This window comes from Alphaproteobacteria bacterium, from assembly GCA_037200005.1.
Lineage (GTDB): Bacteria > Pseudomonadota > Alphaproteobacteria > UBA9219 > RFNS01 > JBBCGY01.
Genome location: JBBCGY010000002.1, coordinates 53234 through 70952, shown reverse-complemented (window position 1 = coordinate 70952; position 17719 = coordinate 53234). Strand labels below are relative to the sequence as shown.

Below are 17719 nucleotides of genomic sequence, written 5' to 3'. Positions count from 1 at the left end.
CCGCGAAGCGGCGAGCGGGAATCCCGTTTGTTTAATTATGCCAACTCATTATACAAATCCCGCCAAGTCGGATTTACGCTTTCGATCAATTGCTTCTTCCAATCGCGCCTCCAACGCTTGAGGGAAGTTTCGCGCTGAAACGCGGCCTCGGCGGTTTCTTGCACTTCATGATAGACAAGTTGCTTAAGCCCGTATGTTTTGCTGAATCCTTTATATAAACCAGCTTTGTGCTCATAAATACGACGCGCTAAATCGGATGTAACACCGATATAAAGGGTGCCGTATGGTTTGTCCGTGACAATGTATATGTAAAACCGTTTCTCGCTTCTCATGATTGCAGTCTAAGAGAATACGGCCTGCAAGAAAAGCCGTCATTCCCGGCGGCCGACGAAGCCGGACGAACGGGAATCCCGTTTTATTTTTTAGAAAAACCAAACGGGATTCCCGCTCGCCACGCTAAAGCGTGGCGTCGGGAATGACGGCTCTATGCCGCCGCCCGCAATTCCTCGAAGAAGTTCCGGTAAGGATTGCGGATGGCGGGCCGAATGGCCGCCAGTTCCGCCGCTGCCGCCATTTCTTTTTCCATGTCCGGCGGAAGATAAAAGCCTCTCTTGCAATAGTCCGGCTCCTGCGCGTTCGGCAGTCCGACTTTCTTGAATTCGGTTTCAAGCTGCCAATCGACGATGCGCTTATTGACCCAGCTTAATTCGCCGCGATCATACAAATGCTTGCCGATGCCGATTTCGTCCAGCCAGAACGGCATCGGAATGCTGACAGCCGTGCTGTTCGGGCAGACTATATGGAAGCTGCCGATGGCGCGCAGCGATTCCGGCGGCAAAGTCATAAAGCCGATGCTTTTATGGCTTTCAAATCCCCATTCGGGATGCTCAAGAATGCCCTCGATATTGCCTTTGATATGCTTTCCTTTAGGAGAGACGCGGATATCGAAATCGTTAGGATTACCGCCGAGCTTGATGAGTTCGCTGCAAAAGACTTCCGCGCCGCGCATCGCCTCGACCGCATTTTTCTTGGGAGGCTTATTGCGCATCGCGCGGCTGACTTTGGGAATGAGATATAGGGCCAATAGCTGCTTCAGCCCGCCGCCCCATAATTTTGCCCCGCCGGTGAAATAGATAATCTTGCCGGTATTGCCGAGCATGGCTTGCTCGGCGACGCGGCGCGCCGCTATGTCCTCGGCTTCCTTGCAGCCATGAACCACCGTCGCTTCCGGAACGGCGCGCGAATAGCCGTCGAAAGGACGGATCAATAAAGCGTCCGCCCGCCCGCAAAGCGAGTTTGCTGCGTATCTGAAATCCGTATCCGGCATGATCAATAAATAACGCAATTTCCTGAAACTAATCAGCGAATATGGTTTTTTACCAGACTTTACCCGAATCTGTTAACCATCCTAGACTGCCGGCATGGACTATTCCCCTGCCCTGCCCCCGGAATTGAAAGACAGGCTTGCCCGGCTTTACCGCGCCGATGAAGAGCAGGCCGTCGCGGATTTGCTGCCGCAAGCGGCGTTCGATCCGCAGCTTCTTCGCCAGGCGCAGGATCGCGCCGCGAGCTGGATCGGCAAAATCCGCGCCCACAAAAAGGCCCTGCCCGGCATCGCCGAAATGCTGTCCCATTTCAGCCTGGATACGAAAGAAGGCATCGCTCTGATGTGCCTAGCCGAGGCGCTGCTGCGCATTCCCGACGCGGCGACGGCCGACGCGCTGATCCGCGACAAAATGACCGCCGCCGATTTCGAGGCCCACCTCGGCCAGGACACGCCATGGACGCTGCGCGCCGCGAGCTGGGCGCTGAATCTCACCGGCAGGATATCCGGCGCGCATGAGGACGGCCACGGCAGCGCAAGCGCGATGCTCGGCCTGCTCGCGGGCAAGCTCGGTCACGGCGCGGTGCGCGAGGCGATCCGCATGGCGATGCGCTGGCTCGGCGATCAGTTCGTGATCGGCCACGATATCGACGCGGCGATCATGCGCGCCAATAAGATCAGCGACGCGCGCACCCGCTATTCCTACGACATGCTGGGCGAAGGCGCGCGCACCGCCGAAGACGCCGAGCGTTATTATCAATCATACTTGAATGCCATCGACGCGACGGCCTCGAATAACCTTCTCTATCCCGGCCATGCGCCGTCGGGAATATCGGTCAAGCTTTCGGCCCTGCATCCGCGTTATGAAGCGGCGCAGGCGGAACGGGTTTATGCCGAACTCGTGCCGCGTCTCGTGGCGCTGGCCGAAGCCTCGGCGCGTCATGACATTTTCATGGTCGTGGATGCCGAGGAAGCCGACCGGCTGTTGCTTTCGCTCGGCGTGATAGAAAAGACCCTGGAGACCGCTAAGCTCGGCGCATGGACGGGTTTCGGACTCGCTGTGCAAGCCTATCAGAAGCGCGCTCCGGCAATCATCGATGCCGCCGCGCATTTCGCGCAAAAATTCCAGCGGCGCATGGTGGTGCGGCTGATCAAGGGCGCTTATTGGGATACCGAGATCAAGCGCGCACAGGAGCGCGGCTGGGACGAATTTCCGGTCTATACGCGGAAGATGACGACCGATGTTTCCTATCTTGCCTGCGCCAGGGACGTTGCTGGCGCATGGTGAATGGCTGACGCCGGTTTTCGGCTCGCATAACGCGCTGACCATCGCCGCGATCATCGCCGCCTCGCGCCCGACCCGAAGAAAATAGAATTTCAGTGCCTGTTCGGCATGGCGACGGAGCTTTTCGAACTGCTGCGCGCCCGAAGGCTATCGCACCTGCTTTTATTCTCCCGTCGGCGGCCATGATGTTTTGCTCGGCTACCTCGTGCGGCGATTGCTGGAGAATGGCGCGAACAGTTCCTTCATCAACCAGCTTACCGATCCGCGTATCGATATCGCGCATCTGACTGCCGATCCCGCCGCTTTGCTTAAGGCCAAGGAGCAAAAACGTCATCCCGCCGTTATCTTGCCGAAATATATATACGCGCCGGAACGCGCCAATTCCTCCGGCCTCGATCTCACCGATCCGGGCGTGACGGAACCTTTGCTGGCCGCCATGCAAGAGGCGAGGAAGAAAGAATGGCCTGTTCCCGCCGCGCCGCCGCTCGATAAGGTTTTCTCCGCCGCGCAAGCCGCGTTCGGCACATGGCATCGCCGTCCGGTGGAGGAACGCGCCGCCGCGCTCAATCGTCTTTCCGGCCTGTTGGAACGCGACCGCGCCGCGCTCATGGCTTTGCTGGCGGATGAAGGCGGCAAGACGCTGCCCGACGCGCTATCCGAAGTGCGCGAGGCGACGGATTTCTGCCGCTACTACGCCGCCCGCGCGCGGCAGGATTTCACGCCGGAAATCCTCCCCGGTCCGACCGGCGAACGGAATACGCTGACGCTGCACGGGCGCGGCGTGTTCGCCTGCATCAGCCCGTGGAATTTTCCACTGGCGATTTTCCTCGGCCAGGTCGCCGCCCGCGCTCGCCGCCGGAAACAGCGTCATCGCCAAGCCCGCGCCGCAGACGCCGCGCGTGGCGGCTCATGCCGTCAGGCTGGCGCATGAAGCGGGTATTCCCGCCCGACGCTCTGCAACTGCTGCCGGGCGGAGCCGATATTGGCGCGGCGCTGGTCGCGCATCCGGCTCTGGCGGGCGTGGCCTTCACCGGTTCGGTCGCGGCGGCGCGGGCGCATCAACCGCGCCTTGGCCGCTAAAGACGGCCCTATCGTGCCCCTAATTGCCGAGACCGGCGGACAGAACGCGATTATCATCGACAGTTCGGCATTGCCCGAACAGGTGATCGACGATGTTATCGCCAGCGCCTTCCGCTCCGCCGGACAGCGATGCTCCGCCGCCCGCATTCTCTGCCTGCCTCACGCGACGGCGGACAGCATGATCGCCGCGCTGGCCTCCGGCGATGAAGGAACTGGTCATCGGCGATCCCGCGGCCCTCAAGACCGATATCGGCCCGCTGATCGATCATGACGCGCGCGCGCGGCTGGAGAAACATGTCGAACGCCTCCGCGCCGAGGCGAAAGAAATATTCACATTGCCCTTACCAGAAGAACTCCGTCATTCCCGACGCCGCGAAGCGGCGAGCGGGAATCCCGTTTGTTCGAATATAGATCACGCCTTCTTCAGCCCGCAGATATGGGAAATCCCCAATGTCGCATTCCTGACGGACGAGGTTTTCGGCCCGATCCTGCATGTCGTCCGTTACAAACCCGAAGACTTGCCCAAGCTTGTCGCCGCGATCAACGCGACGGGCTTCGGTCTGACGGGCGGCGTGCATAGCCGCATCGATGCCGTCGCCGGCGAAATCGCGGAAGAGCTTCACGTCGGCAATCTCTATGTCAACCGCAGCATCATCGGCGCGGTCGTCGGCACGCAGCCTTTCGGCGGCGAAGGCATCTCCGGCACCGGTCCCAAAGCGGGCGGGCCGCATTACCTGCCCCGCTTCGCGCTCGAGCGCACCGTCTCGATCAACACCACGGCGGCGGGCGGCAACGCCACCCTGCTCGCGGCGGCGGGAGCAGATTAAGCGAAAGCCCCGTCCTCGATCTGAAACTGCACCCTATCCTGGCCGTTCCAGTTGTCGCGGCGGAGATAGCCCGCGAGATGCAGCGCGCGGCCTTGCGGCTTGAGCAGCGCCGCGCCGAGCGGATTGTCCAGCGCGCGGAAGGCGATGCCTTTCACGGTCGCGCCTGCCGCGCTCAAAATACAGCGCACATGCTTGTCGCCCACCAGATCGGCGCGAACGATCCGGCATGACGGAATGGCAAAGCGCGGCTCGGGATTGCCGGTGCCGAAGGGTTTCAGCCGGTCGAGCTGCGCGATGAAGTCGGGCGTCGCCGCCGCGCCCGCCAGCATCCCGTCGAGCATCAATGTCGGAACCAGCGGGGAAGCTTCGAGGAATTTCTCCACGCGGGCGGTGAGGAAAGCGCGCAATTCCGGAATTTTGTCCTGCGCGACGGTCAGTCCCGCCGCCATCGCGTGGCCGCCGCCATTGACGAGCAATCCGGACTGCCGCGCCGCGATCACCATCGCGCCGAGATCGAGGCCGCGCACCGAGCGGCCCGATCCCTTGCCGATGCCGCCGTCGAGCGCGACGACGATGGCCGGGCGGTGATAGCGCTCCTTAAGCCGCGCCGCGACGATGCCGATGACTCCAGGATGCCAGCCCTCGCCCGCCGCGAACAAAAGCGGCATGCCGTCATTCTGCTGAATCTGATATTCCGCCGCGGCCAGAACGTCGACTTCGATATCCTTGCGCTGGCGTTCAGCTGGTCGAGATGAATCGCCAGCGCCTCGGCCTCCAGGGGATCGTCGCAGGACAGCAGCCGCGCGCCGAGATTGGATTTGCCGACGCGCCCGCCCGCATTGACGCGCGGGCCGAGAATGAATCCCGCCGTGAAGGTATCCGGCGGCATGCTCGCGCGCCCGGCTTTCATCAGCGCCAGCAACCCCGCATTGCCGGATCGCGCCATCACGCGCAAGCCCTGCGCGACATAGGCGCGGTTAAGCCCCGTGAGCGGCACGATATCGGCCACGGTGCCGAGCGCCACCAGATCGAGCCATTGCATCAAATCGGGCTCTTTGCGCTCATCACTATAAAATCCGCCGCCGCGCAGCGCGCGATTCACGGCGGCGACGAAAAGAAACGTCACGCCGATAGCGGCAAGATTCCGGTATCCATCGCCTTCGTCGATGCGGTTCGGATTGACCAGCGCGAGAACCGGCGGCAAAACCGGTTCCGCCGCATGATGATCCAGCACGATGACATCAAGGCCAAGATCGCGCGCGCGGGCCAGCGGCTCGTGCGCAGTCGTGCCGCAATCGACGCAGATCCACCAGCTTCGCGCTGCTGGCCGCGATGCGCTCCATGGCGGCGGCATTCGGCCCATAACCTTCCGCCGTCCTGTCCGGAATATAAAGCTGCGGCGCGGCGCCGCAGGCGCGCAAAAACCGAACCAGAAGCGCCGTGGAGGTTCCACCATCGACATCGTAATCGCCGAAAATCGTGATGGATTCCTGCGCCGTAATCGCGGCAACCAATCGCGCTGCCGCTTTGTCCATGTCCTTAAAGGACGACGGGTCGGGCATCAGCAGGCGCAAGGTCGGATCGAGATAATCGGCGGCGGTTTCGAGCGTGATGCCGCGCACCGCCATCGCGCGAGCCAGAATATCCGGCAGCGTAAAACGCTGCGCCAGGGCTTCGGCGATGCGCTCGTCGCAAGCCCGCGCCTGCCACATCCGGCCGGTCAGGGATTGCGTGACGGAGAGAAAGGAGACTGGAGCGACGATAGGTTCCGCCGGGGTTTGCTGAAGCATATTTTCAATATGCGTCATTCCCGGCGCTATGTCACGCGCGCCGAAACCATTGCCCCGGCGCGCGTTTCCGCGCAGCCGCAGATCAGGGTGACGGCTTCAGATCGATCGGGCGGCCGCTCTTAATGCAGCCTAAAGCGCGGGCGATTTCGATCGGTGTTCCTTCATAACGAGGGCCCCGTCTCAATGACACGAGCAGTCCCTGTTTTTAGTCACCATGAGAATCGTGTCCTCGCCCGCATGGGAATGTATGTTGGCGACAGTCGCACCGTCTTTCTTCTTGATGCTAAAATATGTATGACCTTCATAAGAATCGAAATTCTCAACGGTATAATTCGTGCCGGAAAATTCCTTTTTCGCCAGTCTCCATAAATCACAAATGCCGGGCGGATGAGACGATACTTTCGTGCCTTCATCGAAAGCCTGCTGCAATTCGGGGCGAACGGATTCAGCGTCATAGGAAATCTTTCTAAGGCCCTTCATCAGCCGCTCATTAGCGGATATATTATAGGAATAGGAAGAATCTGCGAAGCTCCGCAGCACCAGGTTAATCTTGCGTAATCTGGTCACGGTCTCGGCCTCGGTGCCGAAGGCTTGATGGAGACCTTGGCGAGGCCCCCACAATATTTCTAGCAATATCGTCGTTGAGCCTTCGACCACAGACCAAACCTCCAATATGAAGCTCATAACTCGAATCACCACAAGCTCCGACGCGGGCGATCTCTTCACAACGCTCTTTTTTCTTCTTGGTCAGACTATATATCGTAAAAAAAGCATCACTATTGGAATCGCAAGCATTGACAGGCGGAGAAACCTGAACTCTATCGGCCATATCGGCGAATAACTCTTTCGCTAAATTATATAAGCCATCGAGATTTCTTTTAGGGCCCACAACGGCTTCCGTTAATTGAGATGGAGCGTCGCTCATAATATTTTCTCCTTTCAATGAAATTTCGCGTTGCCATGTTTTTATCATGAAAACGTGAAAGTAAATCATCGATTTTGCGTTACCCGTTAACCAAAACGGCAACTCATAAATCAAACGGCTTCCGGCGGAAATTATGCATGGCCTCGATGGTGCGCACGGTGCCGGTGATAGAGCGCATGACGATGGAATGCGTCGCCGCGCCGCCGGGAAAAAGCCGCACGCCCTTCAGCATCGCGCCATTGGTCACGCCGGTCGCCGCGAACATCACGTCGCCATGGGCCAGATCGCCGAGCATATATTTACGGCCCAGATCGGTAATCCCCATGCGCGCCGCCCGCGCCTTTTCGTCGTCGTTGCGGAACACCAGCCGCCCCTGCATCTGCCCGCCGATGCATTGCAGCGCGGCGGCGGCCAGCACGCCTTCCGGCGCGCCGCCCGTGCCCATATAGACATCGACGCCGCTTTCCGGCTGCGCCGTCGCGATGACGCCGGAAACGTCGCCGTCGGTAATCAGCATAATCCGCGCGCCTGTTTCTCGCACCTTGGCGATCAGTTCGGCATGGCGATCCCGGTCGAGAATGCAGACCTGAAGATCGTCCATCGCCGCGCCTTTGGCGGCGGCGATATTGCGGAGATTCTCGCCCGGCGAAGCGTCGAGATCGATGACGCCGTCAGGCATGCCGGGGCCGACGGCGATCTTGTCCATATAGACATCGGGCGCGTTCAGGAATCCGCCCGCCTGCGCCATTGCCACGACGGCAAGAGCATTGGTCCCGCCGCGTGCGGTAATTGTGGTTCCTTCCAGTGGATCAAGCGCGATATCGACCTTCGGCCCTTTGCCGGAACCGACTTTCTCGCCGATGAAAAGCATCGGCGCTTCGTCGCGCTCGCCTTCGCCGATGACTACGGTACCGTCGATGTCCAGGCTGTTCAGCCGGTCGCGCATCGCGTTGACCGCAAGCTGGTCGGCCTGTTTCTCGTCGCCGCGTCCCACCAGCCGCGAGCAGGACAGCGCGGCGGCTTCGGTCACGCGCACGACTTCAAGGGCTAGGTTACGGTCCATGGGGGAGCTTTCTCATAAAATGGACACAAACAGTAGCTTCACCCCGGCAAGAGAGAAAGAGCTAATTTTATTTAGCCATCAACGACTTTTTAAAGAGGTTTGGCGTCGCCCATTTTGTGAAGAGGCCGTCGTTGCGGCCTGGCCAAGGACGGCCACTCGGGCGGAAATGACATTTGCGCGATTATGCAATCGCCGTTTTGCAGGCCTCTTACATAATTTTCCGGCGGCGGCTCGTTGACTTCCAGGCCCGGTGTCATTCCCACGAAACGACCCGCCAAAAAACAGGCCACTACATAGCCTTCGCGTGAGCCTTGCTTGCCTTTGTATGGGTCGGGAAGCAATTTCCGAGCCGCGTCAATCTGCTGTTGCGCCGGTTTGGCGGGATCGATCATGACTTCGTCGCGCGTGAGAGAAATAATGCTCGCCGTTACGATCGCGGCGGCCATCCCATAAGCGTATCTATCGGCCCTATCCATAGTTATTCTCCATAAATTAATTATGTAATATCCATAATGTAATAAACATATATTTTAATGTCAAATACATAAATTAGTTTCATACTGTATTCTTGAACCGCAAGGAGTCTTAACCATGATCACATTGCCGCAGATCAAGGCCGCGCGGGCTCTGCTGGGATGGACGCAGGATGCGCTGGCCGACGCGGCGGGCATTTCCCTGCCCTCCATCAACAATATGGAGCGGGGGCTGTATTCGCCGCGTCCCGAAACCCACCGGGCGATCGTGACGGCTCTCGAAAAAGCCGGTATCGAGTTCACCGAGAATAACGGCCTGCGGCAACGGCAGGAACATCATGATATCATCACCTTCACCGGGCCGAATTTTATCCGCGATCTGGATGAAGACATCATGACCGTTTTGCATAAGCCGGAAGACGAGATTGTCGGCAGTACCTATGACGACCGCAAATGGATAGAGTATGCTGGGGTGACGAATCCCGCCTATGTCGAGGCTCGCACCCGGATAAAATGGAAGGAGCGCTTTCTCATTCCCGCGACGGCGTCATTTATCACCAGCCCGCCGAAATCCTACCGGACTTTGCCGGAACCGGTTTTCGGAAAAATGAATTATGAAATATACGGCAACCGCCTCGCCTTGATCGAATGGGAAGCGATGCGCGTCACGATGATTAAAAACCACATGGTCGCCGAGACGTTCAAAAAGCAATTCAACGCGCTGTGGAGCATCGCCAGGCCTTTCTCGGCGGCGCAATTGAAAAAAATCGAGCAGCTGCGGCTGAAGAAGAAGTCATAGAGCCGTCATTCCCGACGCCGCATAGCGGCGAGCGGGAATCCCGTTTGGTTTTGGTCCAAAAACAAAAAAACGGGATTCCCGTTCGTCTTTGCCCGCCTTATGGGCGGTCAAAGACGCCGGGAACGACGGCTGCTAGTTTACTACAATCTCCCGCAACATAGCCACCGGCACGCCGAAAGGCAAAGTCTTGCGTCCGCAGGCGATGTCCACCAGATCGGCCACGATGGCGGAAGCGGTCACGCTGCCCCCTGCCCCGGCGCCGATCAGCATGATCGGCCCCGAAAAATCGCCATGGAGTTCGATGACATTCGTCGGCCCCGAAAGCTGCGCCAGCGGATCGGAAGCCATGAGCTTTTCCGGTTTGACCCGAATGCGCGCCTTGCCGCCGGACAGCTCCGCGCCGGCGATAAGCTTGATCGTCATGCCGTCGCGCTTGGCCTGCAGCACGTCGTGGCGGACGATGTCGCGGATGCCCGCGACCTCGATGCGGCTGAGATCGACCGTTCCGCCGCCCGCGATCATGGCGAGCAGCGCGATTTTCTGCATCGCGTCGAATCCGTCGATATCCTGGCTGGGATCGGCTTCGGCATAGCCCGCGTCTTGCGCGGCCTTGAGCGCCTGATCGAAATCGACATTCTCCCATGCCATCCGCGATAGGATATCGTTGCAGGTGCCGTTGAGAATGCCGCGTATGCGGGTCACGCGATTGGCGGCCATCGCCTCGCGCAAGACCTTGATGACCGGAACGCCGCCCGCTACCGCCGCCTCGAAAGCCAGCGCCGCGCCGGTTTGCTCAGTGATCGCGGCAAGCTCGACGCCATGCGCCGCCAGCAGCGCCTTGTTGGCCGTGACCACCGATTTTCCGGCTTTCAGCGCCGCCGTCACCAGATTGCGCGCCGCGCCCCCGGCTCCGCCCATCAGCTCGACGACGACATCGATATCCGGATCGGCGGCAAAAGAAGCCGGATCGTCATGCCAGCGGCAGCCGCTTAAATCCACGCCGCGATCCCGGCTGCGATCACGGGCGCTTACGGCGACGAGCCGCATATCGCGGCCCGCGCGCGCCGCGAGCAAATCTTTTTGTTCACGCAGGATTTTGATGGCCGCGACGCCCACCGTTCCAAGACCGGCGAGGCCGATGCGCAGCGGCTGCTTCTCCATTACACTTTTCCGTTCAAGAAATGCTTGATGTTGCGGCATGCCTGCCGCAAGCGGTGCGGGTTTTCGATCAGCGCCATGCGTACATAGCCGTCGCCATACTCGCCGAAGCCGACGCCGGGCGATACCGCCACCTGGGATTCCTGGAGCAGCAATTTGGCGAATTCCAGAGAGCCGAGATGCTTGAACGGCTCGGGGATCGGGGCCCAGCAGAACATCGTGGCGGGCGGCGAGGGAATATCCCATCCGGCCTGATGCAAGCCTTCGACCAGCGCGTCGCGCCGCGCCTGATACATGGCGCGGATTTCGGCGACGCAATCCTGCGGGCCGTTGAGCGCCGCCGCCGCCGCGACCTGGATCGGCGTGAAGGCGCCGTAATCGACATAGGACTTAAAACGCGTCAGCGCCGTGATCAGCTTCTTCGAGCCAGTAGCGAAACCTATCCGCCAGCCCGGCATATTGAAGCTTTTGCTCATCGAAGTGAATTCGATGGCGATTTCCCGCGCCTCGGGGATTTGCAAAATCGACGGAGGCGGGTTGCCATCGAAATAGATCTCGGCATAGGCCACGTCGGAAATGATGTAAATCTGCTGTTCCAGGCAATATTCGACCACCTGGCGGTAGAATTCCAGATCGACCACCTGCGCCGTGGGATTGGAAGGATAGGACAGGATCACGCAGAGCGGCTTCGGAATGCTGTGCTTGACCGCGCGCTTGAGCAGTTCCAGAAAATCATAGCCCGGCCCGACCGGAATATGGCGCAGCGCCGCTCCGGCCAGGATAAAACCGAACGGATGAATCGGATAGGACGGATTGGGGACGATGATCACGTCGCCGGGCGAAGTAATCGCCTGCGCCAGATTGGCCAGCCCTTCCTTGGAACCTATCGTGACGATGGTTTCGGTATCCGGATTGATCTCGACGCCGAAGCGCCGCTTGTAATAGGCGGCGTTGGCGCGGCGCAGGCCGGGAATGCCCTTCGACACCGAATAGCGATGGGTCTTCGGGTCTTGCACGGTTTCGATCAGCTTATCGACGATATGCTGCGGCGTCGGCTGATCTGGATTGCCCATGCCGAGATCGATGATATCTTCGCCCGCCGCGCGCGCGGCCTGCTTCATCGCCGTAACCTGCGCGAAGACGTAAGGCGGCAGACGTTTGATGCGGTAGAATTCTTCGTTGGTCATGGTGGCAGCGATGGAAAGAATGAGGAGCGGAAAGGCATAATGCCGGTATCGGAGAATTACACTAACTTTCCGTTACTTTGTCTCCGGCGCCCCTTCTTTCGCGGGCACCAGGCTCAGAGCCTCTTCCCGGTCGCGGCTGAGTTGCTCGCGTTCCTGACGGCGCGCCGCCGGAGACGGCAAATCCTTGGGACGTTCCGGTACCGAAGCAAGATTCGGCCATGCCGCGGCCTGTTCATCAACCCGTTGAATATTTGAACGATTTTGGCCGATTTTCTTGGCATCGGGCTCGCCGGTGAAACGGTTTATCCAGGTCTCGTCGGCGCAGCCAGCTAAACTGCTACATACGGCTAATAGCATAGCATATTGAAAAAGATTGGTCTTTTGTCTCGATTTGACGTATTTCATTGGCATCTGTTTTCGTTGCATAAGGTTTGGTGATGGCTCCCCAGGACAGTACGCCGAAAATCCAAAAGAAAAAAGTCCCTTTGACCGAGGCGGAACGAACCGCCGCGCGCTTGCAGATGATTCGCGAGTATGTCGCCGCGCCGCCGCGATCCGACGCGCCCATATCCGCCCGTCCCGCAGATGCCCCGACGCCGGCGCAGGCAGACGAGCCAATGCCAGTGCCAGCGCCGGAACCGACAGAAGCAGATGCATCGATACCGGCACATGCAACGGATGCGCCGCTACCGGCGCAGGCGGCAGCGCCGATCAAACATGCAAAACCCAAAGCGGCAAAGCCTAAAAAACCTGAACCTGCTCGAAAAAAGAAATCCGCGCCCCAGCCCAGGAAAGAAACCCCTAGGAAAGAAGCTCCCAGGAAGTCCGAAACACAAACGGCGGCCCCGCCTTCGGCCAAGCTTCCCGCGGCTTCAAGCAGCAAGGCCAACGATTTGGTGAAAGTTCCCGATCCCGTCGCGCTCGGCCAGGCCATGATGAACCTCATGGAAAAAAGCCAGCCGCTGATGCGCGATTTCATGGAGCGGGTCAAGCTCACCGTACCCGACATGGTGCCGGCCTCCGCCTTCCCGTCCAGTTTCGGCGACACCTGGATGGAACTTGCCTCGCAGATGTGGACGAATCCGCAGCGCGTGGTCGACGCGCAGCTGGGGCTTTGGCAGAATTATCTGAAGCTGTGGCAGAACACGTCCCGCCGCTTTCTCGGCAAGTCCTATGAAACGATCATCGAGCCGCAGCCGCAGGACCGTCGTTTCAATGACGAAGCCTGGACGCAAAACACGCTGTTCGATTTTATCAAGCAATCATACCTGATTACCTCGCAATGGCTTCAGAACGAGGTGCGTTCGGTCGATGGCGTATCGGTTCCGACCATGCGGCGGGCCGAATTTTACACGCGCCAGTTCGTCGACGCGCTGTCGCCCAGCAATTTCGCCTTCACCAACCCGGAAGTGCTGCGGCTGACCGCGGAAACCGGCGGAGAAAATCTGGTCAAGGGACTGCAGAATTTGCTGCAAGACCTGGAACGCGGCCAGGGCAAGCTCAAGATCAGCATGACCGACATCAACGCGTTCGAGCTGGGCAAGAATATCGCCATGACGCCCGGCAAGGTGGTCTATCAGACCGACCTGATGCAATTGATCCAGTATGAACCGATGACCGAAAAGGCTCACGCCCATCCGCTGCTCATCATTCCGCCATGGATCAATAAATATTACATTCTCGATCTGCGCGAGAAAAACTCCTTCGTCCGTTATTGCCTGGAGCAAGGCCACACGGTGTTCATGGTTTCCTGGGTCAATCCCGACGAAAAGCATGCGGCCAAGAATTTTGAAGATTACATGACCGAAGGCCCGCTCGCGGCGCTTGCCGAAATCAAGCGCCGCACCGGAGCCGAGGGCGCGAACGTCATCGGGTACTGCTTAGGCGGCACGCTGCTCGCCTGCCTGCTCGCCTGGCTCAAGGCCAAGCCGGAACGGGCGCGGGAAATCCCGCAAATCACCAGCGCCACCTATCTCGTCACCATGATCGATTTCAGCGAGCCGGGCGAACTCGGCTTGTTCGTCGACGAGGAGCATGTGCGTTTCCTCGAAGCGCAGATGCAGGAGAAAGGTTATCTCGACGGCGCGACGATGGCCAACACCTTCAACCTGCTGCGCGCCAACGATCTGGTCTGGTCGTTCGTGGTCAGCAACTACCTGATGGGGCGCGAGCCGTTCCCGTTCGACCTGCTGTTCTGGAACGCCGACGCCACGCGCATGCCCGCCGCGATGCACAGCTTTTACCTGCGCAAGATGTATCAGCAGAACCGCCTCATCGAGCCGGACGGCATCGAGCTTGCGGGCGCGCCGATCAACCTGCACGGAATCAAGACGCCGACTTTCATGCTCTCGACCCGCGAAGACCATATCGCGCCATGGAAATCGACCTATGCCGCGACGCAGATATATCAGGGGCCGGTGAAATTCGTCCTGTCGGGTTCCGGCCATATCGCGGGCGTCATCAATCCGCCCGCCGCCAACAAATATAATTACTGGACGAACGACGAACTGCCCGCGAAGCCCGACGACTGGTTCAAGGATGCCGCGCAGCATCCGGGCTCATGGTGGGGAGAATGGGACAAATGGTCGCGCCAATATACCGGCGGCGAAGTCCCCGCCCGCAAGCCCGAAGCCCCGATCATCGAAGACGCGCCGGGCAGTTATGCACGCGTGCGGGCGGTTTGATTGTCAACACAACACATCTGTTGACAAAACACAACATATCTGTTAGGTTTTTATGAAGACAAAAGAGGCATTGCGTCGGTTGCGGCGGCTGGGCGTGGAAACAGGCGGCCAAACAGGCAGTCATCTCAAGCTGTATCACCGCGGCCGCCGAAGCATCATTCCGATGCACACCGGAGAGATAAAGACCGGAACGCTGTATGCCATCTTGAAACAACTCGGCATCGACCGGCAAGACTTCATGGAGATTTAGATGTTCGCCTATCCCGCCGATATTGAGGACGCTGCCCAACATAATCCGGGCGAGCGCGGCTTTGTCGTGACGTTTCCGGACGTGCCCGAAGCGATTACGCAAGGCGACTCGCTGGAAGAAGCATTGGCCCATGCGTCGGATGCCCTGGAGACCGGCCTGTCCTTTTATGTCGATCAGGGCAAAGATTTGCCCAAACCGTCGGCGCGGCGCCGGCGTCCCCTGATTTTCCCGTCATTGCGCGGCGAAATGAAGCTGGGGCTATATCAGCAGATGCGGACGCAGAAAATCACCAAGACCGCACTTGCCCGACGGATGGGCAAGCATTTAATGGAAGTCGACAGACTGCTCGACCTCACGCATCATAGCCGGATCGATCAGGTGGAAGCCGCTTATGCCGCGCTGGGGCAACGGGTCAATGTCGTGCTGGTGTCGACTTGATGCCTGGCAAATGGGCCGAATCCGTTTCCATCAGGCCCGCGAACGCTAATGATGCCGAGTTAATGTCGACATTCATCGTGAATCTGGCAGAAAAATTTATCCTGTTTGAGTTCTCGGAGCGAGGGCGCGCGCAATTTCTTTCGGATCACACGCCCGCGAAAATGCGGGAACGCATCAACGGAAATTTCCGATACCACCTTGCCGAGGCGGATCACGAATTGGTGGGGCTGGCAGGCATTCGCGATAACGCGCATCTGTTTCATTTATTCGTTGCTGAATCCTTGCAGTGCCAAGGATTGGGACGACGGCTGTGGGAATACGCAGTGGCTGAATGCCGAAAGGAAAGCAACTCCGGTATCTTTACGGTCAATTCTTCAAAGAATGCCGTAGCGGCGTACGAGAGGCTTGGATTCTCAGTCACTGGACCTATGCAGAATATGAATGATGTGTTATTCGTTCCGATGCAGTTGGCTTTCTTATGAATGATCATATCGAAGACGCGGGCAGTTATGCACGCGTGCGGGCGGTTTGACAGGCGCGCTTATGCCCCGAAAAAATATCGCCAAACTCTTTTATGGCATCTGCGCGATTTTTATCGCGGCGGGAGCCGTAAACTACGGCTTTTCCGGCTTTGCGCCGGCCCTTCCCTTCATGCTCGCCGCGATAGCCCTCGCCAAAAAGATATCCCGCAAGGCCATGACCGGAACCATGCTTGCATGCATCGCCGCCATCGCTTTCAATATGACCGTCGCAAGGAACCCGCTGGTTTTCCCCATCCTGAACGATGGCTATGTCACTATTAACGAGAATGGCTATTTGCGGACATATTCCGATGGAAGCGGCGGCTTCTCGTCCGGCAAAGAGACGTTTGGCGGCGGCGGCCAAGTTACGTTCCGGGAGCTTCGCCAGGGCGAAACCTATAAAATCACCGGCGTCAAAATCGGTCATCCGGAATTCGCGACGACCGTAAGCCTCGTGACGGAGATTGGCCAGTTTTCCGAAGAGGACTATAAAACCGCAAAACATATATCGCCGAGCAAACCGGCCGTCAGCGACTGGGCGGACAAGCTTAGCTTTCTTATGAACTATCCCGTGGCCTTCTTTTATCTTGGCAATCTGGCGCAGACATCCATGCCGTGGATGAATGTTCTGGTGGAAGACGATAGCGGGCAGGTCAGAAAAGGCCGCCTGAGTCCGACCGTCACCAGCGGACGCCTGGTGAAATCAGGCGACACCGTGCGGCTCAATTGCGTAAAAGCCCCTCCCCTCCCGGGCAGGAAATTATGCAAAATCGAGTTCCGGGGCTTCGATCCGAATTCCGCTTGCCCGAAGGGCAGCCCCTGTTACGGCAAAATTCCTGATTTCAGCGTCTCGGTGGACGAGACAGGCGTACCCGACAAGAATCTTCTTATTCTGGAATGACCGGCATTCACCGATAACTCGCCGCCAGCTGCGCATAATGATCGGCGCGATGATGAAATTCGGCGATTTCTTCGGGTTTGAGAGCGCGCCAGAGCTTGGCGGGATTGCCCGCCCATAGCTCGCCGCCGGAAATGACTTTTCCCGCCGTCAGCAACCCCATCGTCGCCAGCATGCCTTGGCTTTTGATGCGCGCCCGATCCATGACGCAGGATTTCATGCCGACGAAAGCATTATCCTCGATCGTGCAATCATGCAGCACCACCATATGCCCCACGGTGACGCCGGAGCCGACATGCGTCCCCTGCCCGCCTGTCGTGACGTGAATGACGGTGCCGTCCTGGATATTCGTCCGCGCGCCGATACGAATGACGTGAACGTCGCCGCGCAAGACGCAGCCGGGCCATATCGAGCTTTCCGGCCCGATCTCCACGTCGCCGATAACGACCGCGCCGGGAGCGACGAAAGCCGCCGGATCGATCTTCGGCCAGATGCCCTTATAGGGCATGATGATGGGTGCGTTGCTCATGCCTTATCATCGGCCATAACAAGCGCGGCGGTCAATGCGGCGATTCTTCTAATCGACCGAGAAAAAGAAGCTCGGCGCGGGGCGCTGCGCGTAATAAGGCGCCGTATAAATCACCGGCGGGTTGGTATAGATCACCGTCGGATTAGTATAGATGACCGGCGGCGCATAGACGGGCCGCGACGGATATCCATAGTAGGTGTAATATGGCGGATAACCAGGGCGTATGACGACCGTGGGCCCATGATTGCGCCCGCGATTCCAATCATGGCCGCCATGCCGGCCCCGGTCATGATGGTCATGATGGTCTCCCTGACGCCGATCTCTGTCGGCTTTTGCCGGCATGGATGAAGGAACCGCCATAACGGCGCTCAACACCAGCGATAAAGCCACTGCCGTGCCGCAACGAGTAAGAAACGCCTGAATCGGCATTTTTCGGCTGTTCATGATGATCTCCTTCTCTCTCCCCTCCGCTTGAAGCGAATCCGGCG

24 protein-coding genes and 3 pseudogenes are annotated in these 17719 nt (G+C 58.9%); 12 read left to right on the top strand and 15 right to left on the bottom strand.

What is annotated here, in order from left to right; genetic code table 11:
* Positions 1–35: 35 nt before the first annotated feature.
* Together WDO70_09950 and WDO70_09945 are read right to left on the bottom strand one after the other, a co-directional pair.
* Positions 36–332, bottom strand: a complete 297-nt coding sequence (locus WDO70_09950; protein ID MEJ0063492.1) for a GIY-YIG nuclease family protein — start codon at positions 330–332, stop codon at positions 36–38.
* A 152-nt stretch (positions 333–484) separates the two neighbouring features.
* Positions 485–1267, bottom strand: coding sequence for a hypothetical protein (locus tag WDO70_09945; GenBank protein ID MEJ0063491.1), 783 nt, complete (start codon positions 1265–1267; stop codon positions 485–487).
* 154 nt (positions 1268–1421) lie between these two features.
* On the opposite strand from WDO70_09945, the gene WDO70_09940 reads away from it, so the two are divergent.
* From WDO70_09940 to WDO70_09915, 6 genes and pseudogenes are all read left to right on the top strand, one after another.
* Positions 1422–2612, top strand: a complete 1191-nt coding sequence (locus WDO70_09940; GenBank protein ID MEJ0063490.1) for a proline dehydrogenase family protein — start codon at positions 1422–1424, stop codon at positions 2610–2612.
* 187 nt (positions 2613–2799) lie between these two features.
* Positions 2800–3393, top strand: a pseudogene (locus WDO70_09935) (aldehyde dehydrogenase family protein).
* A gap of 22 nt (positions 3394–3415) precedes the next feature.
* Positions 3416–3502 (top strand): annotated as a pseudogene (locus tag WDO70_09930) (hypothetical protein).
* 34 nt (positions 3503–3536) lie between these two features.
* Positions 3537–3689 (top strand): aldehyde dehydrogenase family protein, encoded by a 153-nt coding sequence (locus WDO70_09925; GenBank protein MEJ0063489.1) that lies wholly within the window; start codon positions 3537–3539, stop codon positions 3687–3689.
* Positions 3690–3702: 13 nt separating this feature from the next.
* Positions 3703–3960: an aldehyde dehydrogenase family protein gene (locus tag WDO70_09920; GenBank protein ID MEJ0063488.1), complete on the top strand. Its 258-nt coding sequence runs from the start codon at positions 3703–3705 to the stop codon at positions 3958–3960.
* A complete protein-coding gene (locus WDO70_09915) occupies positions 3893–4516 on the top strand; it encodes an aldehyde dehydrogenase family protein (GenBank protein ID MEJ0063487.1) in 624 nt (207 codons plus the stop codon). The genes WDO70_09920 and WDO70_09915 overlap by 68 nt, the downstream gene beginning before the upstream one ends.
* Here WDO70_09915 and WDO70_09910 read toward each other — a convergent pair.
* From WDO70_09910 to WDO70_09880, 7 genes and pseudogenes are all read right to left on the bottom strand, one after another.
* Positions 4513–5184, bottom strand: coding sequence for a DHHA1 domain-containing protein (locus WDO70_09910; protein MEJ0063486.1), 672 nt, complete (start codon positions 5182–5184; stop codon positions 4513–4515). The genes WDO70_09915 and WDO70_09910 overlap by 4 nt on opposite strands.
* Positions 5185–5585: 401 nt before the next feature.
* Positions 5586–5870 (bottom strand): annotated as a pseudogene (locus WDO70_09905) (DHH family phosphoesterase).
* Positions 5758–6324 (bottom strand): hypothetical protein, encoded by a 567-nt coding sequence (locus tag WDO70_09900; GenBank protein MEJ0063485.1) that lies wholly within the window; start codon positions 6322–6324, stop codon positions 5758–5760. The pseudogene WDO70_09905 and the gene WDO70_09900 overlap by 113 nt, the downstream one beginning before the upstream one ends.
* A 162-nt stretch (positions 6325–6486) precedes the next feature.
* Positions 6487–6786, bottom strand: a complete 300-nt coding sequence (locus WDO70_09895; GenBank protein MEJ0063484.1) for a hypothetical protein — start codon at positions 6784–6786, stop codon at positions 6487–6489.
* Positions 6787–6850: 64 nt separating this feature from the next.
* Positions 6851–7345 (bottom strand): hypothetical protein, encoded by a 495-nt coding sequence (locus WDO70_09890; GenBank protein ID MEJ0063483.1) that lies wholly within the window; start codon positions 7343–7345, stop codon positions 6851–6853.
* Positions 7335–8294 (bottom strand): class II fructose-bisphosphatase, encoded by a 960-nt coding sequence (glpX, locus tag WDO70_09885; GenBank protein ID MEJ0063482.1) that lies wholly within the window; start codon positions 8292–8294, stop codon positions 7335–7337. The genes WDO70_09890 and glpX overlap by 11 nt, the downstream gene beginning before the upstream one ends.
* An 89-nt stretch (positions 8295–8383) precedes the next feature.
* The gene (locus WDO70_09880; protein ID MEJ0063481.1) at positions 8384–8770 is read right to left on the bottom strand and encodes a hypothetical protein; all 387 of its coding nucleotides are present in this window, start codon (positions 8768–8770) and stop codon (positions 8384–8386) included.
* Between the two features lie 115 nt (positions 8771–8885).
* Here WDO70_09880 and WDO70_09875 point away from each other — a divergent pair, with 115 nt between their 5' ends.
* On the top strand, positions 8886–9566 hold the full coding sequence (locus WDO70_09875) for a helix-turn-helix transcriptional regulator (protein MEJ0063480.1): 681 nt from the start codon (positions 8886–8888) through the stop codon (positions 9564–9566).
* A gap of 132 nt (positions 9567–9698) precedes the next feature.
* Here WDO70_09875 and WDO70_09870 read toward each other — a convergent pair whose 3' ends face one another.
* The 4 genes from WDO70_09870 to WDO70_09855 form a co-directional block, all read right to left on the bottom strand.
* Positions 9699–10727, bottom strand: a complete 1029-nt coding sequence (locus tag WDO70_09870) for a homoserine dehydrogenase (GenBank protein ID MEJ0063479.1) — start codon at positions 10725–10727, stop codon at positions 9699–9701.
* Entirely contained in the window at positions 10727–11911 is a 1185-nt protein-coding gene (locus tag WDO70_09865) for an LL-diaminopimelate aminotransferase (protein MEJ0063478.1), read from the bottom strand. Before WDO70_09865 ends, WDO70_09870 begins: the two co-directional genes overlap by 1 nt.
* Before the next feature lie 72 nt (positions 11912–11983).
* On the bottom strand, positions 11984–12268 hold the full coding sequence (locus WDO70_09860; GenBank protein ID MEJ0063477.1) for a hypothetical protein: 285 nt from the start codon (positions 12266–12268) through the stop codon (positions 11984–11986).
* Positions 12249–12845 carry a hypothetical protein gene (locus WDO70_09855; protein MEJ0063476.1) on the bottom strand — a complete coding sequence of 199 codons (597 nt, stop codon included), beginning with the start codon at positions 12843–12845 and terminating at the stop codon, positions 12249–12251. Before WDO70_09855 ends, WDO70_09860 begins: the two co-directional genes overlap by 20 nt.
* Between WDO70_09855 and phaC the strand changes: the two genes are divergently transcribed.
* From phaC to WDO70_09830, 5 genes are all read left to right on the top strand, one after another.
* Entirely contained in the window at positions 12808–14595 is a 1788-nt protein-coding gene (gene phaC / locus WDO70_09850; protein ID MEJ0063475.1) for a class I poly(R)-hydroxyalkanoic acid synthase, read from the top strand. The genes WDO70_09855 and phaC overlap by 38 nt on opposite strands.
* Before the next feature lie 52 nt (positions 14596–14647).
* A complete protein-coding gene (locus WDO70_09845) occupies positions 14648–14845 on the top strand; it encodes a type II toxin-antitoxin system HicA family toxin (protein ID MEJ0063474.1) in 198 nt (65 codons plus the stop codon).
* Positions 14846–15283, top strand: coding sequence for a type II toxin-antitoxin system HicB family antitoxin (locus WDO70_09840; GenBank protein MEJ0063473.1), 438 nt, complete (start codon positions 14846–14848; stop codon positions 15281–15283).
* A 62-nt stretch (positions 15284–15345) separates the two neighbouring features.
* Positions 15346–15765 carry a GNAT family N-acetyltransferase gene (locus tag WDO70_09835; GenBank protein MEJ0063472.1) on the top strand — a complete coding sequence of 140 codons (420 nt, stop codon included), beginning with the start codon at positions 15346–15348 and terminating at the stop codon, positions 15763–15765.
* Between the two features lie 61 nt (positions 15766–15826).
* Complete coding sequence (locus WDO70_09830; protein ID MEJ0063471.1) at positions 15827–16705, top strand: hypothetical protein; 879 nt, start codon at positions 15827–15829, stop codon at positions 16703–16705.
* 7 nt (positions 16706–16712) lie between these two features.
* Here WDO70_09830 and WDO70_09825 read toward each other — a convergent pair whose 3' ends face one another.
* Both WDO70_09825 and WDO70_09820 read right to left on the bottom strand, forming a co-directional pair.
* Positions 16713–17231 carry a gamma carbonic anhydrase family protein gene (locus WDO70_09825; GenBank protein MEJ0063470.1) on the bottom strand — a complete coding sequence of 173 codons (519 nt, stop codon included), beginning with the start codon at positions 17229–17231 and terminating at the stop codon, positions 16713–16715.
* Positions 17232–17279: 48 nt separating this feature from the next.
* On the bottom strand, positions 17280–17675 hold the full coding sequence (locus WDO70_09820; GenBank protein ID MEJ0063469.1) for a hypothetical protein: 396 nt from the start codon (positions 17673–17675) through the stop codon (positions 17280–17282).
* Positions 17676–17719: the final 44 nt, after the last annotated feature.

What these genes read in the sequence shown, in the direction of transcription:
- WDO70_09820 (MEJ0063469.1), bottom strand. Translation starts at nt 17,675, where the DNA reads ATGAACAGCCGAAAAATGCCGATTCAGGCGTTTCTTACTCGTTGCGGC.
- WDO70_09855 (MEJ0063476.1), bottom strand. Translation starts at nt 12,845, where the DNA reads ATGGCCTGGCCGAGCGCGACGGGATCGGGAACTTTCACCAAATCGTTG.
- WDO70_09880 (MEJ0063481.1), bottom strand. Translation starts at nt 8,770, where the DNA reads ATGGATAGGGCCGATAGATACGCTTATGGGATGGCCGCCGCGATCGTA.
- WDO70_09835 (MEJ0063472.1), top strand. Translation starts at nt 15,346, where the DNA reads ATGTCGACATTCATCGTGAATCTGGCAGAAAAATTTATCCTGTTTGAG.
- WDO70_09915 (MEJ0063487.1), top strand. Translation starts at nt 3,893, where the DNA reads ATGAAGGAACTGGTCATCGGCGATCCCGCGGCCCTCAAGACCGATATC.
- WDO70_09895 (MEJ0063484.1), bottom strand. Translation starts at nt 6,786, where the DNA reads ATGAAGGGCCTTAGAAAGATTTCCTATGACGCTGAATCCGTTCGCCCC.
- WDO70_09900 (MEJ0063485.1), bottom strand. Translation starts at nt 6,324, where the DNA reads ATGACGCATATTGAAAATATGCTTCAGCAAACCCCGGCGGAACCTATC.
- WDO70_09925 (MEJ0063489.1), top strand. Translation starts at nt 3,537, where the DNA reads ATGAAGCGGGTATTCCCGCCCGACGCTCTGCAACTGCTGCCGGGCGGA.
- WDO70_09910 (MEJ0063486.1), bottom strand. Translation starts at nt 5,184, where the DNA reads ATGCCGCTTTTGTTCGCGGCGGGCGAGGGCTGGCATCCTGGAGTCATC.
- WDO70_09870 (MEJ0063479.1), bottom strand. Translation starts at nt 10,727, where the DNA reads ATGGAGAAGCAGCCGCTGCGCATCGGCCTCGCCGGTCTTGGAACGGTG.
- WDO70_09865 (MEJ0063478.1), bottom strand. Translation starts at nt 11,911, where the DNA reads ATGACCAACGAAGAATTCTACCGCATCAAACGTCTGCCGCCTTACGTC.
- WDO70_09840 (MEJ0063473.1), top strand. Translation starts at nt 14,846, where the DNA reads ATGTTCGCCTATCCCGCCGATATTGAGGACGCTGCCCAACATAATCCG.
- WDO70_09940 (MEJ0063490.1), top strand. Translation starts at nt 1,422, where the DNA reads ATGGACTATTCCCCTGCCCTGCCCCCGGAATTGAAAGACAGGCTTGCC.
- WDO70_09825 (MEJ0063470.1), bottom strand. Translation starts at nt 17,231, where the DNA reads ATGAGCAACGCACCCATCATCATGCCCTATAAGGGCATCTGGCCGAAG.
- glpX (MEJ0063482.1), bottom strand. Translation starts at nt 8,294, where the DNA reads ATGGACCGTAACCTAGCCCTTGAAGTCGTGCGCGTGACCGAAGCCGCC.
- WDO70_09830 (MEJ0063471.1), top strand. Translation starts at nt 15,827, where the DNA reads ATGCCCCGAAAAAATATCGCCAAACTCTTTTATGGCATCTGCGCGATT.
- WDO70_09845 (MEJ0063474.1), top strand. Translation starts at nt 14,648, where the DNA reads ATGAAGACAAAAGAGGCATTGCGTCGGTTGCGGCGGCTGGGCGTGGAA.
- WDO70_09875 (MEJ0063480.1), top strand. Translation starts at nt 8,886, where the DNA reads ATGATCACATTGCCGCAGATCAAGGCCGCGCGGGCTCTGCTGGGATGG.
- WDO70_09950 (MEJ0063492.1), bottom strand. Translation starts at nt 332, where the DNA reads ATGAGAAGCGAGAAACGGTTTTACATATACATTGTCACGGACAAACCA.
- WDO70_09860 (MEJ0063477.1), bottom strand. Translation starts at nt 12,268, where the DNA reads ATGCTATTAGCCGTATGTAGCAGTTTAGCTGGCTGCGCCGACGAGACC.